General features: G+C 29.4%; 15 protein-coding genes. 13 read left to right on the top strand and 2 right to left on the bottom strand.

Translation table 11 applies throughout. From position 1 onward, the window contains the following. Nucleotides 1-86 precede the first annotated feature (86 nt). The 7 genes from GXK56_RS17370 to GXK56_RS17340 all read left to right on the top strand — a co-directional run bounded on the left by GXK56_RS17370 (nucleotide 87) and on the right by GXK56_RS17340 (nucleotide 7,794). Nucleotides 87-410: a PTS lactose/cellobiose transporter subunit IIA gene (locus GXK56_RS17370; RefSeq protein WP_160689823.1), complete on the top strand. Its 324-nt coding sequence runs from the start codon at nucleotides 87-89 to the stop codon at nucleotides 408-410. A 97-nt stretch (nucleotides 411-507) separates the two neighbouring features. After that, nucleotides 508-816 (top strand): PTS sugar transporter subunit IIB, encoded by a 309-nt coding sequence (locus GXK56_RS17365; RefSeq protein ID WP_160689704.1) that lies wholly within the window; start codon nucleotides 508-510, stop codon nucleotides 814-816. A 60-nt stretch (nucleotides 817-876) separates the two neighbouring features. Further along, nucleotides 877-2,286 (top strand): GH1 family beta-glucosidase, encoded by a 1,410-nt coding sequence (locus tag GXK56_RS17360; protein WP_160689702.1) that lies wholly within the window; start codon nucleotides 877-879, stop codon nucleotides 2,284-2,286. 165 nt (nucleotides 2,287-2,451) lie between these two features. After that, nucleotides 2,452-3,783 (top strand): PTS sugar transporter subunit IIC, encoded by a 1,332-nt coding sequence (locus GXK56_RS17355; RefSeq protein ID WP_160689700.1) that lies wholly within the window; start codon nucleotides 2,452-2,454, stop codon nucleotides 3,781-3,783. A 397-nt stretch (nucleotides 3,784-4,180) separates the two neighbouring features. Continuing rightward, nucleotides 4,181-4,888, top strand: a complete 708-nt coding sequence (locus GXK56_RS17350) for a GntR family transcriptional regulator (RefSeq protein WP_160689698.1) — start codon at nucleotides 4,181-4,183, stop codon at nucleotides 4,886-4,888. A 694-nt stretch (nucleotides 4,889-5,582) separates the two neighbouring features. Next, nucleotides 5,583-6,773, top strand: a complete 1,191-nt coding sequence (locus GXK56_RS17345) for a PLP-dependent aminotransferase family protein (RefSeq protein WP_160689696.1) — start codon at nucleotides 5,583-5,585, stop codon at nucleotides 6,771-6,773. Between the two features lie 154 nt (nucleotides 6,774-6,927). Continuing rightward, entirely contained in the window at nucleotides 6,928-7,794 is an 867-nt protein-coding gene (locus GXK56_RS17340; RefSeq protein WP_160689694.1) for a Cof-type HAD-IIB family hydrolase, read from the top strand. 99 nt (nucleotides 7,795-7,893) lie between these two features. Here GXK56_RS17340 and GXK56_RS17335 read toward each other — a convergent pair whose 3' ends face one another. After that, nucleotides 7,894-8,919: a LacI family DNA-binding transcriptional regulator gene (locus GXK56_RS17335; protein ID WP_160689692.1), complete on the bottom strand. Its 1,026-nt coding sequence runs from the start codon at nucleotides 8,917-8,919 to the stop codon at nucleotides 7,894-7,896. A gap of 442 nt (nucleotides 8,920-9,361) precedes the next feature. Between GXK56_RS17335 and GXK56_RS17330 the strand changes: the two genes are divergently transcribed. The 6 genes from GXK56_RS17330 (at nucleotide 9,362) to GXK56_RS17305 (ending at nucleotide 17,905) form a co-directional block, all read left to right on the top strand. Beyond that, nucleotides 9,362-10,651: an extracellular solute-binding protein gene (locus tag GXK56_RS17330; RefSeq protein ID WP_160689690.1), complete on the top strand. Its 1,290-nt coding sequence runs from the start codon at nucleotides 9,362-9,364 to the stop codon at nucleotides 10,649-10,651. Nucleotides 10,652-10,753: 102 nt separating this feature from the next. Continuing rightward, the gene (locus GXK56_RS17325) at nucleotides 10,754-11,860 is read left to right on the top strand and encodes a sugar ABC transporter permease (RefSeq protein ID WP_347707965.1); all 1,107 of its coding nucleotides are present in this window, start codon (nucleotides 10,754-10,756) and stop codon (nucleotides 11,858-11,860) included. Continuing rightward, nucleotides 11,860-12,717 (top strand): carbohydrate ABC transporter permease, encoded by an 858-nt coding sequence (locus GXK56_RS17320; RefSeq protein WP_160689688.1) that lies wholly within the window; start codon nucleotides 11,860-11,862, stop codon nucleotides 12,715-12,717. The genes GXK56_RS17325 and GXK56_RS17320 overlap by 1 nt, the downstream gene beginning before the upstream one ends. 38 nt (nucleotides 12,718-12,755) lie before the next feature. Continuing rightward, nucleotides 12,756-14,393: an alpha-glucosidase gene (locus GXK56_RS17315; RefSeq protein ID WP_160689686.1), complete on the top strand. Its 1,638-nt coding sequence runs from the start codon at nucleotides 12,756-12,758 to the stop codon at nucleotides 14,391-14,393. Nucleotides 14,394-14,521: 128 nt separating this feature from the next. Next, nucleotides 14,522-16,156 carry a methyl-accepting chemotaxis protein gene (locus GXK56_RS17310; protein ID WP_243156163.1) on the top strand — a complete coding sequence of 545 codons (1,635 nt, stop codon included), beginning with the start codon at nucleotides 14,522-14,524 and terminating at the stop codon, nucleotides 16,154-16,156. A gap of 81 nt (nucleotides 16,157-16,237) precedes the next feature. Then, nucleotides 16,238-17,905 carry an alpha-glucosidase gene (locus tag GXK56_RS17305; protein WP_160689682.1) on the top strand — a complete coding sequence of 556 codons (1,668 nt, stop codon included), beginning with the start codon at nucleotides 16,238-16,240 and terminating at the stop codon, nucleotides 17,903-17,905. A 293-nt stretch (nucleotides 17,906-18,198) separates the two neighbouring features. On the opposite strand, the gene GXK56_RS17300 is transcribed toward GXK56_RS17305, so the two are convergent. After that, the coding region (locus GXK56_RS17300; protein ID WP_160689680.1) for a DDE-type integrase/transposase/recombinase at nucleotides 18,199-18,629 on the bottom strand (431 nt) is incomplete at its 5' end.

Below are 18,629 nucleotides of genomic sequence, written 5' to 3'. Positions count from 1 at the left end.
CTATGAATTATATTAATGGGTATATGTAATAAGCAAAGAGATTAAATAGCTTTATGAATTTTAAATTTGAAATGAGGGATTTGGAAATGGAAGAACTAGAAATGGCGGTTATGAATATTATTATCAATGCTGGAGATTGCAAAAATCATGCCTATATGGCTCTTAGTAATGTAAATGAAGGAAAATATAAAGAAGCCGAGGAAGAAATGAGATTGGCAAATGAAGCAATAGGAAAAGCTCATGAAGGACAAACTCTATTTTTACATAAGGAAGCTAACGGTGAAAAAATTGAGATGTCAGTGCTGTTTGTACATGCACAAGATCATCTGATGACAGCCATATCGGAAAAAAGTTTGATTGAGCAAATAATTGATTTAAGAAAAGTTGTAAATACGTTAATTAATAATTAAATAAAAAATCTGTAATTAACGATAAATCGAAAAAAGTTGATGTTATAAAAAAGCTAAATAGTAAAAAATTATTTAATGCTTAGAGGAGGAATAAATTATGATAACAATTAGATTATTTTGTGCAGCAGGTATGTCAACAAGCCTTTTGGTAAATAAAATGAAGGAGGCTGCTAAAGGTAAAGGAGTAGAAGTTGATATTGAAGCATTTCCAGAAGGTCAAATGGATAAGCATTTAGACAATGTAAATGTTGCACTACTCGGACCTCAAGTTGGTTATACTTTAGGAAAAGCAAAAAAGATATGCGATGCTAAAGGAATCCCAGTAGATGTAATACCAATGGTGGATTATGGAATGATGAATGGAGAAAAGGTATTAGATTTTGCATTAAAACTAGCAGGAAAATAATTATTAGAAATCTAGAGTTAATAGAAAAAAATAAAATCATAAGAAGGAGGAACTTTAAAGATGAAATTTCCTAAGGATTTTTTGTTTGGAGCTGCATCTGCATCCTATCAGGTAGAAGGTGCATGGAATGAAGATGGAAAAGGTGTTTCCAATTGGGATGTATTTTCTAAAATAGAAGGAAAAACGTTTAATAATACAAATGGAGATGTAGCAGTAGACCATTATCATAGATACAAAGAAGATATTAAGCTCATGGCTGAAATTGGATTGGAATCATATAGATTTTCAATTTCTTGGACTAGAATAATTCCAGATGGTGATGGAGAAGTAAATCAAAAAGGAATTGATTTTTACAATAATATAATAAATGAATGTTTAGAATATGGAATAGTACCATTTGTAACCTTGTATCATTGGGATTTGCCTCAAAACTTAGAGGAAAATGGTGGCTGGACAAATAAGAGAACTATTGATGCTTTTGCAAGATATGCAGATGTGTGCTTTAACGCTTTTGGTGACAGAGTAAAACACTGGATTACCTTTAATGAGACTATTGTATTTGCAGCTTTGGGATATTTAGCTGGAGCACATCCGCCAGGTATTAGAAATAACCCTAAAATGTATTTTCAAGTGACTCATAATGTTTTTACAGCACATGCTAAGGCCGTAAAGAGTTATAAAGAAAAAAGACAATTTGGAGAAATAGGAATAACACATGTATTTTCACCTGCTTTTAGCGTAGATGATAAAGAAGATAATATAAAGGCCACATATCATGCTAATCAGCACGATATTAATTGGTATTATGACCCAATATTAAAGGGGAGTTATCCAAAATATGTAGTCAAACAATTAGAAGAGAATGGATGGATTCCAGATTGGACAGAAGAAGAACTAAATCTAATAAAAGAAACAGCAGAGAAAAATGATTTTATAGGACTTAATTATTATCAGCCCAAAAGAGTAGCAAAAAATGATATGGAGAATGATGATAAGGAAAGAACTAGGGAAGAATCTACTGGAGCTCCTGGAAATGCTTCATTCGATGGAGTATACAAAACAGTGATGATGGAAGATAAGGTTTATACAAAATGGGGATGGGAAGTAGCTCCAGATGCATTTTTAGATGGATTAAGAATGTTAAAAGAACTTTATGGTGATGTGAAAATGTATATTACCGAAAACGGTTTAGGCGATGAAGATCCAATCATTGAAGATGAGATAGTAGATGTTCCAAGAATTAAGTATATTGAAGAACACTTAAAAGCAGTAAAAAGAGCAATAGAAGAAAATATAAACTTAAAAGGGTATTACGCTTGGTCTGTAATTGACTTATTAAGTTGGTTAAACGGATACAAGAAGCAATATGGATTTATATATGTAGATCACAAGAATAATTTGAACAGAAAAATAAAATTGTCAGGATATTGGTATAAGAAAATAATTGAGGAAAGAGGAGAAAGCCTTTAGCTAAGACTTTATAGTTAATAAATCCTAATATAAATTCCTTAAGCGCGCATTGTAATTTATATGAAGATTTAAAACTTTAAGTAATAAATTAATTGAAAAATTTATCTCATAATTTCTATTTATAATTCAAAATTCATATGTTAATTATTTAAGGAGGAATTATTAATGTCAGCATTTCAAGACAATTTAAATGAAAAAGTAATACCTATAGTTATGAAGTTTGTTAACTTAAAGGGTGTTATTGCTTTAAAAGATGGTATTTTATACACATTACCTTTAACGCTAATAGGATCAGTATTTTTATTACTTGCACAATTACCATATCAACCATTAAATGATTGGTTAGCATTAACATTAGGTGCTGGATGGACTGACCCATTATGGAAAGCTTTTGGAGCTACCTTTAACATAATTGCACTTATGGGAACAATGGGTATAGCATATATCTATGCGAAAAATGAAGGACATGAACCATTTTCAGCAGGAGTAATAGCATTTGTTACATTTGTATTAACAACTAGCTCTTCAGTAGTAACTAAAGGTGGAGAAACTGTGGGTGACGTTATTCCAACTGCATGGTGTGGTGGAAAAGGAATGGTTACAGCAATTATAATAGGACTAATTGTTGGTGCAGTTTATTCTTGGTTTATGGAAAAGAAGATTACAATAAAAATGCCAGCAGGTGTACCTCAAGGAGTTGCCAACTCATTTGCAGCACTAATACCAGCAGCTGTTATAATACTAGGTGCAACAGTTGTATTTTCAATATTCCATTGGGCATTACAAACAACATTAATTGAATTTATTTATAAGGTAATACAAACACCATTACAAGGAATGACAGATTCATTAGGCGGCGTATTATTCATGGGATTTGCAATTCCATTCTTATGGTGGTTTGGGGTCCATGGTTCTACAATAGTAGGTGGAATAATGGGAAGTTTATTAACTTCAAATACATTAGATAATGCAGCTATAGTTACAAGTGGAAAAGAATTAACTGTAGCAAATGGGGCACATATAGTAACTCAACAATTTTTAGATCAATTTATGACAGTAACAGGTGCTGGAATGACAATAGGTCTTGTTGTAGCTATGTTGGTATTCTCCAAATCAGCACAAAGTAAACAATTAGGTAGATTAGCAGTTTTACCAGCAGTATTTAACATAAATGAACCAATCACATTTGGTACTCCAATAGTAATGAATCCATTTATGGCAGTACCATTTATTATTACTCCAATGTTGTCTGGTTTAATTCTTTATTTTGCAATTGCAACAGGTATAGTTCCACCATTTGGAGGCGTAATGGTTCCATGGACAACTCCTCCAATAATTTCAGGACTTTTAGTAGGTGGATTTAGAACTGCACTATTACAAGCATTAGTGCTAGTAATGTCATTCTTCATTTATCTTCCATTCTTTAAGAAAATTGATAACATGAATTATAAGAATGAACAAGCAGCTCAAAGTGCAGGAGAAACTTCGCAAGTTTAATAAGAAAAATAAATAAAATCTTCAAAAGATATAATTTGTTACCCCTAATATTTCTAAACTTAAGTGTCAAAGAAATATTGGGGGTATTTTTAATACATTTAATTTATAGGAGAAATAATCAGTATAATGTTAATAATAGAATATTAATTGAATCTAAAAAAGATTAGTACTAATACTAATAAATTAAAAGAATATACTTTGATAAAAAAATAAAAATTTGTTATATTAATATTAAAATAATAATAAACACCATACATTAATTCTAAATCAACAAAGGTCAATTTATGAAATTAACTTAGTCTATGGTAATTAACTTTTAATAGAATTAATTTATAATTGAAAATAAGAATTTTAAAATATATATTAAATTATTATGTAACGGAAGGTAAATATAGATATGCAGACAAAATATGAAACGGTTGTTAATCTTTTAGAAAAAGAAATGTTAGAAGGTAAGTATGATGATACTAAAAAACTTCCAACAGAAGAGGAATTAATGAGAAGGCTTGAAGTTAGTAAAAATACCATAAGAAAAGCAATAGATGTATTGGTGAGCAAAGGATATATTTATAGAGTGCAGGGTAGTGGTGTATTTTTAAGAGAATTTTCCAAATTAGGCTGTGTAGATATGAAGGAAATGAATGGATTAACTAAGACATATCCTAGTGATAAATTAGAAAGTAAAGTATTAAAATTTTCATTAATAGAAGCTGATGAGGAATTAGCAAGTAAAATGAAATGTGAAGTTAATACTAAAGTATATTATGTTAAAAGAATTAGATATTTAAATGGGGAACCTATGGACATAGAAGAATCCTACTACAACAAAGATGTAGTTCCATATTTAAGTGAAGAAATATGTAGCAAATCCATATATAGTTATATAATAGACGATTTGAAATTAAAAGTTGGATTTGCAGATAGAGTAATAAGCTGTGATAAATTAAGCGAAGAAGATGCAAAGCTATTAAATTTAGAAAAAGATGATCCAGCTTTGATATTAAATAATACTGTTTTTTTAACAAGTGGTGTAGTATTTGATGTATCTCTAGAAAAATATAATTATAAGAAAATGAAAATAATAAGTTTAACTAGCAGTAATTAATTGAATATAATCTTTTTTTCAATATATTATAATCTAAGAAATATTTCACATTAAACTAGAATTTTTAGGCAATTAACAGTTAATAATTTACAATTTCTGATTTGTGAATTTTATTAATTAGAACGTATATATGTTGGAAAAGTGATTGACAAATAAGTTGTGAAATGGTAAATTATTAAACAATATACATTGAAAAATAATTATTTAAATAATAAGTTTGAAATAAAAAAGTAAATTATAATATTAAATCGTTGATGAGGATATAAAACTATAAGCGCACTTAAAGAGAGTCAATGGTGCTGAGAATTTGGCAGAAAGCGATATAGTAAAAGTAGCCTTTGAGAGTGTGGGGGAACAGAAGTTTAAAATTGTTTCTATTAACTTAAGTAAATTAATAGTTATAGAAATTTTGCAAATCAATTAAACTTTCAAGTAATTCACAACGTCAGGATTACGTTATAAATCCGGAATGTGTTTGCATTCTTTTAATGAGTGGGTGTCTTTCATCAATTAAGGTGGTACCGCAGGAATCATAATCCTGTCCTTTGTTTTATACAGAGGACAGGATTTTTTTCAATAGTTAACAATTAATAGTTAAGGGGTAAAGCCTTTGGATTTCTATAATTTACATAGAAAAATTGAAATTTACGATTAATCATAAATTTATTAATAAATTATAAAGGAGAGAAAGAATATGAAATTTAATTATGCAGAAAGAATGGCCAATTTAAAAGCATCAGAAATCAGGGAGATATTAAAGGTTACTCAAAGACCTGAAATAATTTCTTTTGCAGGAGGACTTCCAGCGCCAGAGTTATTTCCAGTTGAAGAAATAAAGGAGATTAACAGAATTGTTCTTGAAGAAGATGGAAGGGGTGCTCTTCAATATGCCACAACAGAAGGTAATGATTATTTAAGAAAATGGTGTGCTGATAGAATGAATAAAAGACTAGGTACAAGTTTTGAATATGATAATGTATTAATTACACATGGCTCACAGCAAGCTCTTGATTTATCAGGAAAGGTATTTTTAAATAAAGGTGATGTTGTTTTATGTGAAAGTCCAACATATTTAGCTGCAATCAGTGCATTTAAGGCTTATGAATGTGACTTTATTGAAGTTCCTACAGATGATAATGGTATGATTTCAAATGAACTAGAAAATATATTACAAAACACAAAAAATGTTAAAGTAATTTATGCTATTCCAGAATTCCAAAATCCAACGGGAAGAACCTGGAGTATTGAAAGAAGAAAAGCATTAGCAGAATTAGCTAGTAAATATAATGTAATTGTTATAGAAGACAATCCTTATGGTGAGCTTAGATTTGAAGGAGAAACTTTACCATCAATAAAATCTTTTGATAAGAGTGGACATGTATTGTGCTTAGGAACTTTCTCTAAAATATTTTGTCCGGGTTATAGAATTGGATGGATAGTAGGAGATAAAGAACTAATTCAAAAGTATGTATTAGTTAAGCAGTGCACAGATCTTCAATGTAATACGATTGCTCAAAGAGATATAGCAAAATATCTTCAAATCTATGATATAGATAAACATATAGAAAAAATCCGTGAGGTTTATAGGGAAAGGCGTAATTTAGCAATAGAAACAATGGAAAAGGAATTTCCAGAGGAAGTTAGATTTACAAGACCTGAAGGTGGATTATTTATGTGGGTTGAGTTACCAAAAGACATAAATGCAAGAGATGTACTTGAAAAATGTCTTGAAAGGAAGGTTGCTTTTGTTCCAGGTGGTTCATTTTTTCCTAATGGAGGACATGAAAATACATTTAGAATTAATTTTTCTAACATGCCAAATGATAGAATTGTTGAAGGTATAAGATATATCGGAGAAGTTTTAAGAGAATTTACCAACCAATAAAAGGAGTGGCTATGCACTTCTGACAAGAGTGGCTATGCCACAATTCGGAACTTTTCACCTATAATAAAGAAGTGAAAAATTTTTATAATTGATTAAACTTTGCTATAATAAAAGATAGTGAAAAAATAAATCAAAAACTAAGGAGATGGTTGGAGTGATAAAACTTATAGCATCGGATATGGATGGTACTCTATTAAATGAGAAACATAGTATAGATAAAGAAACTGTAGAAGCTATAAAAAAAGCTGAAGAAGCAGGTATTGTATTTGCAATTTCTACAGGAAGAGAATATGATACGGTGGAACCACTTTTAAAGGAAAATAATATAAGATGTCAATGTGTCCTTATGAATGGTGCAGAATACAGAGATGAGGATGGAAATATACTAGAAGAAATTAATATAGATCAAAAAATTGCAACTAAAATTATACAAATCCTTCAAAGAGAAAAAGTATCGGCAAGAATATTTACAAACAAAGGAATTTATACTACTGATACAAAGGAAGAAGCTTTAAAGGAAATGGTATATAGGACTAAGTCTTTTAATCCAGAATTTACAGAAGAGGAAGCTATTGAAGTGGCTAAGGGAATGCCATACTTTGTTAGCCTTAAATATATTTTGAATTTAGATGAATTCTTAAACAGTGATATGGAAATAAGAAAATTTGTAGCCTTCCATAATGATATAGAGCTTATAAATAAGATGAAAAAAATCATTGGCGAAATAGAAGGAATTGCTGTTTCTTCTTCGTTTAGGGACAATATAGAAATTACACATATAACAGCTCAAAAGGGAATTATACTTGCTAAAGTAGCTGAAAAAATGGGCTTTAAGAGAGAGGAAGTAATGGTTCTTGGAGATAGTTTCAATGATTATTCTATGTTTACAGAATTTACAGAAACTGTTGCAATGGGAAATGCTATTCCAGAAATAAAAGAGGTAGCAAAATACATAACAGATACTAATGGGAATCTAGGAGTTGCAAAGGCTATTTATAGAGTTTTAGATGAGCAAAAATAGGGGTTAGTTTAAGTTAGCTGCTAAAGATAAGAAAAATAATAAAGTAAGAGGTTAATAATTAGAGGTTTTCTCTAAACATTAACCTTTTTGTTGTTCGTTTTAAGATATTTGTCCTACAGATTGACGTTCAACAATTTCAACATCAAAAGTAATTTTGTTATTGGCTACAGAGCCATTTTCTATATACTCAATAAGAAGATTTACAGCAGCCGTTGCTTTAGCTTCTATATCTTGAGAAATTGTAGTCAGCTTAGGTGTAACATAAATTGAAGGCAATAGATTATCAAATCCAATGACAGATAAATCATTAGGGACAATCTTTCCATTAAGCTTTGTGCCTTCTATAATACCAATTGCCATAATATCTGCTGTTGTGAAAACAGCAGTAACATCATATTCTTTATTGCATATAGCTCTTCCTAAAGCAATACCTTCCTCATAGTTAGGTTCCACATTTAAGATAAGTTTTTCGTCAAAAGGAATATCAAATTCAGCTAATGCTGTTTTATATCCTTCAAGTCTTTGAAGAATTTGAAAAATAGGATCGCTATCTTTATGATATGGACCAGCAAAAAGGATTTTTCTATGTCCATTATTAAGGAGATGTCTGGTAGCTATATATCCACCTTTATAGTCATTTATTCCAACGCTTAATATATTATCAATTTTTGAATAACTATCTAGGAATACCATAGGTAGTTTATTCTCTTTTAAGATGGAATAAATAAGATTATCATAATCAGGCATTAGAAAAATAGCCCCATCCATATTCCAATTCTTAAGTAATGCAGAAATATCTGAAACATCTTTAACAGAGCGTATCATTAGATAATATCCACTTTCACGAATGGTATTTTGTATAACTCCAAATAACTCACTAATATATGGATCCTTAAAAATATTATTAAATGAACTTTTGATAGGAACTATTACGCCTATTATTTTTGAGGATTTAGCTGTTAAACTTCTTGCAGTGAGATTTGGAACATAATTATATTTTTGAATTATTTCATTTATCTTTTCTATATTTTTTTGAGAAACTTTTGAATGATTACCGTTTATGACATTCGACACTGTCATAGTGCTAACACCAGCTTCTGCTGCTATATCTTTTAAAGTGACCATCTTTACCTCCTGGTTTATCGATATACTGGTTGTGTGATTATAAATATATATTAATATATATTAAATGTGATTGCAATTATTATATAGGTATCAACTCGTGAAATAAAGTGAATCTTTATTTGAATTCTGGTTTAATAGGTAAAAGGAAAAAGCATTGCTAAGGTTGTACAGATAGAGACTAGTAAATAAAAGAAGAGAAACAGATATTTCAAAGATAGTATTATTTCTACGTTTAAATGTACTTAAATAAAACTTGAAGGCAGAAGATTATAAAAAGTTGATATGTTAGTATAAAAATATTTATGAAAACGATTGACATAAAAAAGAAATGATGCTACTCTATGTATATAGTTTAGCGCTAAACTAAAACTGAGTATAATTGTAACATAAAATAATTTTATATATTCATATTTGATTAATAAGATATTTGAGGTGAAGAAGTATGAGAAAAAAAGTGTTATCAGCATTATTAGCAGGCACTATGGTAATTGGATCATTAACAGGATGTGGAAGTGCTTCTAGTGAAAATAGTTCAAAATCTACAGCAGCATCAGGCAGTGGAGAACCAATTCGATTTGTAAATACAAAAATTGAAATTGATAAACCATTAAAAGAATTTGCAAAAAAATATGAAGAAAAAACGGGTCAAAAAGTAGAAATTGAATCTCTTGGCGGAGGGATAGATGTAAATGGACAATTAAAAAATTATTTGGCAGCAGGAAATATGCCAGATATTTATGCATTTGGTTCAGATTCTTACATTTCCTTTAAAGATTATTTAACAGATTTAAGTGATCAGCCATGGGTTAAGGATACAGAATTTGCTTTTAAAGGTGATGATAATAAAGTATATGGATTTCCATTTGCAGTTGAAGGAATTGGTCTAGTTTATAATGCAGATATTTTAAAGAAAGCAGGTATAGATCCAAAGACTTTAACCAATATAAATGCTTATAAAGATGCATTTAAAAAAATTGACAGCATGAAAGATCAGCTTGGTATTCAAGCGGTTGCATCAGTGGCAGCAGAATCAGGCCAAATGTATTGGTCAACTGGAAATCATATTATGGGGGCTTACTTATCACAAGGTTTAGATAGAAAAGATAAAAAATACATTGATATGTTAAACAAAGGACAACTAGATGATGGGCGATTTGGAGAATTTGCTGATTATGTAAAACTATTATTTGATTATGCAGATAAAAATGTTTTAATTTCTGGTACTTATGATGATCAATTAGCATTATGGGCAAAGGGTAAAACAGCTTTTATAACTCAAGGAAACTGGATTGATCCTTCATTAGCAACATATGATGTTAAATTTGATTGCGGTATTGCACCAGCTGCATTCTCTACAAAAGATACACCAGGTATTTTAGCAGATGCTCCAGCTTACTGGGGAATTTATAAGGATAGTAAAAAAGTTGATGCTTGTAAAGAATTTCTTAAGGCCTTTTCTACAGAAGAAGGACAAACATGTTTAATTAAAAATTGTGGTATGGTTTCACCATATAAATCAAGTACAGTTCAACCAGATTTACCTTTAGCAAAAAGTGAAAGCAATTATATAAAAAATAATCAAACCTATGCATGGGACTGGACTCATATGAAAGATGGTATTGCTATGAATGCTACAGGAGCTGTATTTGAATTATACGCAAAAGGTCAATTAGATAAAGATGGTTTTGCAAAGGCAATGAAAAAAGCAGTTTCTGATTATGTTTCAAAATAGTTTTTGTTTCAGTTTTTAATTATATAGGCTGCTTTAAAAGTGCAGCCTATATTTATACAGAAAAAGTTGATTATAAGCAAGGAGTTTGGGGAGGGGAAAAGCATGAATGTAGATACGAATAATTATGATAATACCTATAACAGTTATTCAAGTTCAGGAGGAAAAAACATGAATGCCAATATAAAAAAGTTTGTTTCTAGCGCGTTAATATTAGCAGGCTTAGTAGCTATGATTTTCGCATTATATCTTGATATTATAGGCAGTAAAAATACAATGCGTGGAAATATACTAATAATAGGTGCTTTATTAACAATTTTTGGTGCATATAGCTTTCCGACAAGAAAGCACAGAACGATAATTAATGTCTTATTTCTATTTCCATTGTTATTTGCATTTTTAATTACAGTATTAATTCCGTTTATATGTGGCGTTTTTTACTCCTTTACTAATTGGAATGGAATTAAATTTACAGAGTTTGTTGGTTTAGGAAACTACATAAGTATGTTTAAATCTGAAGATTATTTATATTCCTTTGTTGTTACCTTTATTTTTACAGTTATTAATATGATTTTAGTAAATTCAGTGGCATTTGGATTAGCACTGTTTTGTACGTCTAAAGTAAAAGGAAAGAATTTTTATCGTGCAGCTTTCTTTATACCAAATTTAATTGGTGGAATTGTCTTGGGTTATGTATGGCAGTTCATCTTTAATAAAGTTTTTACTGTTATTGTAAGTGGAAGTTCATCTATGCTTACAAATCCAAATTTGGCCCTAATGGCAATTTTATTAGTCAGCACTTGGCAATATGCAGGATATATAATGATGATCTATGTGACAGGATTGCAAAATGTTCCTCAAGACATTATTGAAGCATCAAGTGTAGATGGTGCAAACAGTTTGATTACTTTATTTAAAATTAAGATTCCTATGATAGCTAATACATTTACGGTTTGCATATTTTTAACCTTAGTTAATTCTTTTAAACAATTTGATTTAAATTTAGCAATAACTAATGGGGCGCCTAGTAGAATGTTAAATGGTGATATAGTTCAATCAACAGAATTCTTAGCTTTGAATATTTATAATACAGCAATTGGTAAAAATCAATATGCTTTAGGTCAAACAAAAGCAGTTGTATTCTTTATCATATTAGCAATAGTTTCATTAACACAAGTGTATATAAGTAAAAAGAAGGAGGTAGAAGTATAATGAAGTTAGCAAAAAAATATAATTTACCTGGAGAAATTATTGGTATTGTCCTTTCACTAATAATTCTTTCACCTTTCATTTTAGTAATATTGAATTCAGCTAAGACTAGTGCTGATATTGTAATAAGTCCTCTTTCTATCCCAAATAAATGGGGACAAATGCTTACAAATTTTAATAATGTTATTCATAATAACAGCTTTAATTATTGGAAATCATTTTTTAGTTCTTTATTAATCACAGCAGTTTCTTTAGCTGTTGTGTCTGTATTTTCTTCAATGACAGCATGGGTACTATGCAGAAATAAAACTAAATGGTCTGGTTTTATTTTTATGCTCCTTGTAGCTGCTATGGTTATTCCTTTCCAAGTAGTAATGCTTCCATTGCTTTCAACTTTTAGGAATATATCTGATTTTTTTGGAATTCAAATGCTTCAAAGCTATCAAGGTGTTATATTTGCATATTTAGGATTTGGAGGAAGCATGTCAGTATTTATCCTTCATGGATTTATAAAAGGTATTCCACGTGAATTAGAAGAAGCAGCATGGATTGATGGATGTAGTCCAGAAGGTACCTTTTTCAGAATAATTTTTCCTCTCTTAAAACCAGTACAAATGACAGTTTTGATTTTAAATGGTATATGGTTTTGGAACGACTACTTATTACCATCCTTAATGCTTGGATTAAATGGCAAGATTAAAACACTTCCGGTAGCAGTAAGTGCTTTTGTTGGTTCATATGTAAAGCAATGGGATTTGATTCTTTCAGCAGCATTTTTAGCAATGATACCAATTATTATTCTATTCTTATTTGCTCAAAAGCAAATTATTAAAGGTATAGTAGACGGTGCAATTAAATAATATTTAAATTATAAATTATCAAATAAGGAGATTAAGTTATGAAAAAAGATTGGTGGAAAGAAAGTGTAGTTTATCAAATATATCCAAGGAGCTTTAAAGATTATAATGGAGATGGAATTGGAGATTTAAAAGGAATTATAGAGAAGTTGGATTATTTACAGGATTTAGGTATTGATGTAATTTGGCTATCTCCAGTATATAAATCACCAAATGATGACAATGGTTATGATATAAGTGATTATGAAGATATAATGGATGAGTTTGGAACAATGGAGGATATGGAGGAGCTTATTAAAGAAGGCAACAAGAGAAACATAAAAATTCTTATGGATTTAGTTGTCAACCATACTTCTGATGAACATAAGTGGTTTATTGAAGCTAGAAAATCTAAGGACAATCCATATAGGGATTATTATATATGGAGAGACTCTGTCGATGGAAAAGAACCTAATGATTTAAAATCATGCTTTAGCGGCAGTGCATGGCAATATGATGAAGAAGCAGGCCAATATTATTTACATTTATTTAGTAAAAAGCAGCCAGACTTAAATTGGGAAAATGAAGAAGTTCGCAATAAAGTATATGATATGATGAATTTCTGGATTGATAAAGGTATTGGTGGATTCAGGATGGATGTTATTGACCTTATAGGAAAAGTTCCTGATAAAAAGATAAAAGAAAATGGTCCAAAGCTTCATGATTATATTAAAGAAATGAATAAGAAAACTTTTGGAGATAAAAGTTTATTAACTGTCGGAGAAACTTGGGGGTGTACTCCTGATATAGCTAAAAAGTATTCAAATCCAGATGGAAGTGAACTTAGCATGGTATTCCAATTTGAGCATATTTTATTAGACCAGCAGCCTGGAAAGGATAAATGGGATTTAAAACCTTTGGAATTATCAGATTTAAAGAGGACCCTATCAAAATGGCAAATAGAATTGGATGGGACAGGCTGGAACAGCCTATTTTGGAATAATCATGATGTGCCAAGAATAGTTTCAAGATGGGGGAATGATAAAGAATATAGAGTTGAAAGTGCAAAAATGTTAGCAACCCTATTACATGGAATGAAGGGGACGCCATACATATATCAAGGAGAAGAACTTGGTATGACTAATATAAAATTTGATGATTTAAGTGATTATAAAGATATAGAATCCTTAAATATGTATAAAGAAAGAATAGAACAAGGCTATAAGCATGATGACATAATGGAATCTATATATACAAAAGGAAGAGATAATGCTCGTACTCCAATTCAATGGGATGATAGTGAAAATGCAGGATTCACTACTGGAGAACCATGGATAAAAGTGAATCCAAATTATAAAGAGATAAATGCTAAAGTACAAATAAATGATGAAAAATCCATATTCAATTATTATAAGAATTTAATTAAAATCAGAAAAGCAAATCCAATAGTTGTTTATGGAAAATATGAACTTATTCTAGAAAATCATAATGAAATATTTGCTTATACTAGAAGTTTAGATAAGGAAAAACTATTAGTAATATGTAATTTTACAAGCAGTAATTCAAAGTTTGTTCTTGAAGATAAAATAGAGTTTAAAACTAAGGAACTTTTGATTTCTAACTATGAGATAAATGAAGATGAATCAATAAATAATATTGAACTTAAGCCATATGAAGCAAGAATGTATAAATTAATATGAATAAACAAGTAAAAAAGAAAATAATTACTACCAGTAATAAAAAGAACTTCAAGAATAAATTTATAAACCTATCACTAAAAAATGTATCCATAATTAGAAGTTTTACTAGTATATGTATTATTTCACTTTTGGCTATTTTTATTATTGGAATATTATCCTTTTTAACAATTAAAGATACTCATAAGAATGTAGGTCTTATGTACACACGGTGCCTGGAAAGACAAATGCTTTTAAGCTCAGTTAATGTTCATTTAAATGTTTTGAGAAATAATATTCCTAATCAATTGGAATATCCTAAAGAAGCCTATAGAAGTGTTATTAATAAAGAAGTTGATGGAATTTCAGTAGATTTAGCTAAATATAAGTCTTTAGCTTTAACAATTGAAAAAGATCAAATAGAAGAACTTTTTTCTGATTTGAAAGATAGCTGTAATGCAATAGTTAAAATTCAAAATGGTTTGTCTCTTGATAATAAGACAAAAGATATGTATAAAGATAATTTTGAAACAAATCAGTACAAATTCTCAAATGGAATTTTTTTAAGTGTTACTCAAAATAAAGCTGATGCAGAAAAGTTGTTTAATGAGATAAACAAATCTTATAGTAATAGCATTATTTCATTTATACTAGTTTTTGTTATTTCAATCATAGTAATATTTATTATTGCAGCAGTGGTTATAAAATTATTAAGAAAATCAATTTATTCATTTAATAAGATTTTGAAGAGTTTGGCAGTTGGTGATTTCACCGTTAATATTGAGACAAATGAAAAGTCAGAAATAGGAGCAATGAAGATTGAACTGTCAGCAACTATAAATTCAATAGCTGTTATTTTAAAAGCTATTAAAGATGGTGGAGAATTAACTTTAAAGAAAGCTCAGGTGCTAGCAGGGGTATCAAAAGAAATGGATTGTACAATGCAGGAAATCTCTGGTGCTGTGCATGAAATTGCAGAAGGGGCTTCTGCTCAATCAAGTGAATTAATTTTAATCAGAGAAATATTTTCTAAATTAGATAATGAAATAGAAAGAATTTTTTTATCAATTAGGGAAGTAGATGAAAATACTAAAGCTGTGAATAATATGGCACAAAGCAGTAATATGGAACTAGCAGAACTTATTGAAACAGTAAATCTTATTAGTAGTTCTTTTGATAATGCCAGCTTAAAAATTAAAGAATTAGAATTTAAAGTTTCTGAGATTAACAAAATAACGGATGTAATAAATGGAATTGCAGAGGAAACTAATTTATTGTCTTTAAATGCTTCAATAGAAGCTGCTAGGTCAGGAGAAGCAGGAAGAGGTTTTGCCGTTGTTGCTGAAGAAATAAGAAAATTGGCAGAGGGGTCAAGAAAATCAGCAAATGAGATAAGTGCATTAATTAAGGATATTTCAATTGAGACAAATAATGTAGTGAATTCAACAGATGGAGTAAATAAGGATTTAAAAGGCCAAATAAACATAATAGGGAATTCAGTTGATAATTTTAAAAAGATTATTAATTCAATTAATTTTATATTACCTAAAATTGAACAAATAAGCTTTACAGTTGAAGAAATTAATAAAAGTAAAGACAAAATTGTTAAATCAATAAAATCTACAGCTGGTATTGCTGAAAAAAATTCAGCTTCTTCAGAGGAAATTTCTGCTTCAACACAGGAAGTTACCATATCAGCTGAAAATTTAGCTAATACTGCTCAAGTGCTTGCAGATAATTCAAGTATTTTGATTAAACAGGTTAATAACTTTAAACTAAAAGACTAAGTTTGAGATTATTAAAATAATTAAGTTGAAAAATAAATTAGCATTTAACAATCAAATAAAAATTATGAGGAGGCTAGTATTATGGAAAAATGGTGGCATGATAAGGTTGCATACCAGATATATCCAAAGAGTTTTTGTGATTCTAATGGAGATGGAATTGGAGATCTAAAAGGTATTATTGGTAAACTTGATTATCTGAAAGGATTGGGAGTAGATATAATATGGCTTTCACCTATTTATTGTTCTCCAATGGTAGATCAAGGATATGATATTTCTGATTATTATAATATTGATCCAAGGTTTGGAACTATGGAGGATATGGATGAGTTATTAAAACAAGCTAAAGAAAGAAATATGTATATATTAATGGATTTAGTAGTGAATCATTGTTCAGATAAACATGAATGGTTTCAAAAGGCCTTAGAAGATCCAGATGGAGAATATGGAGAGTATTTTTATATTCGTGAAGGTAAAGGAGATAAGCCACCTTGCAACTGGCGTTCTTATTTTGGAGGAAGTGCATGGGAAAGAATACCTAATACAAATAAATATTATCTTCATTTATTTGCTAAGGAGCAGCCAGATTTGAATTGGGAAAATCCAAGAGTAAAAGATGAAATTTATAAAATGATTAACTGGTGGCTTGAAAAAGGATTAGCTGGATTTAGAATAGATGCAATTATTAATATTAAAAAAGATTTGAGATTTGAAGATTTTCCAGCAGATATGGAAGATGGACTTTGTAGTGCAAAAAAAATGTTAGAGACAGCAAAAGGCGTTGGAGAGATGCTAAAAGAATTAAAAGAAAAAACCTTTGAAAAGTATGATGCTTTTACAGTTGGGGAAGTATTTGATAATAAAGAAGAAGATCTTGAGAAATTCATAGGTAAAGATGGGTATTTTTCTTCTATGTTTGATTTTGAAATGGAGTTATTGGGTCAAAATAAAACTGGATGGTATGGAAATAAACCTTTTACACCAAATCAATTGAGAAATGTTATTTTTAATAGTCAGGTAAAAACAATGAATATAGGTTTTAAAGCAAATATTATTGAAAATCATGATGAACCAAGAGGTGTAAGCAGGTATATTCCAAAGGAAGAGTTAAATGATAAAAGTAAAAAAATGCTTGGAGCCATATCTCTTATGCTTAGAGGAATCCCTTTCATTTACCAAGGGCAAGAACTGGGAATGACAAATTGTCAGTTTAACTCTATAGATGAATTTGATGATATTGCAACAATAGATCAATACAACGTTGCAATTAAAAAAGGTTTTAGTAAAGAAGAAGCATTAAGAATTGCAAATATTTATAGCAGGGATAATGCAAGAACACCATTCCAATGGAGTAAGGATCAAAATGGAGGTTTTACAACAGGAAAGCCTTGGCTTAAAGTTAATGATAATCATAAAGAAATTAATGCAGAAAGTCAAATTAAAGATGAAGCTTCAGTGTTTAATTTTTACAGGAAGCTAATAAATCTAAGGAAATCAGAAGAATATAAACAAGCATTGGTATATGGAGAATTTGAGCCAATATTAGAAGAGTACCATAATTTATTTGCTTTTTGCAGAAATGGTGAATCTAAAAAACTAATGGTGCTAGCAAACTTTCAAAAGGAAGATCAATTAATTGAATTGCCAAAACTACATACAAAAATATTAATTAATAATTGTAATGAAATAAAACAGGAAGAAAATAAAATAACTTTACAAGGATATCAGGTAATTATTCTTGAAGTTATATAAGAAAATATTTTAATTTTAAACCCAATTAACAATTTATATAAAATAAAAACAATTTGTTCTAAAAAACTAGTAAAAGAGCTATTGCGCAAGGTAATAGCTCTTTTAAAAAATTCTACTATTAACTTAAAAGAATGGAATTATGAATCTGTTAAGCTGTTATGAAAAAATAGCTTGATTATTCATAGAATTACTCGTTCTTTGAAAATTATATAAGTTTGGATATTTTATTGCATGGCAAACAAGCCTGCAAGGAAAATATTTTTTGCAGGTTAATTAAAGGTATTAAATTTAATTTATGCAGCTGTGAACCAAGAATTTTTATTTAAGCTATCGCTAGTGAAGCCAGCGACTTCGGCAGGAGTATAATTGTTTAATGAACCATGTGGTCTGATAAAATTATAGTGAAAGATAAATAAATATATTAAATTATTAGCTTTCTCAAATGAATTAAAACCTTTTTTAGCTTTATACCAAGCTTTAAATGTTTTATTAAATGATTCTATTAGATTGTTAGTGGTATCACTAGACATAGGTTCTACAGGTACGTGTTTGGTATTTGGCAATACCGTCGCGACAGCTTCATTATATGAAGGAAGTCTATCAGTTATAAAATAAGTTGGTTCGCCACAAGTTTTTGCTTTATTAATTAATGTATAAGCTGAGTCAGAGCTTCTAGATTTAGTTAGATGAAATGCTAAAACAAATCTAGTTTCTGAGTCAATAG

Source organism: Clostridium sp. C2-6-12 (assembly GCF_009928485.1).
Classification (GTDB): Bacteria; Bacillota; Clostridia; order Clostridiales; family Clostridiaceae; genus Clostridium.
The sequence above is the reverse complement of the archived record's forward strand: the minus strand, read 5'-3'. Positions and strand labels throughout refer to the sequence as shown.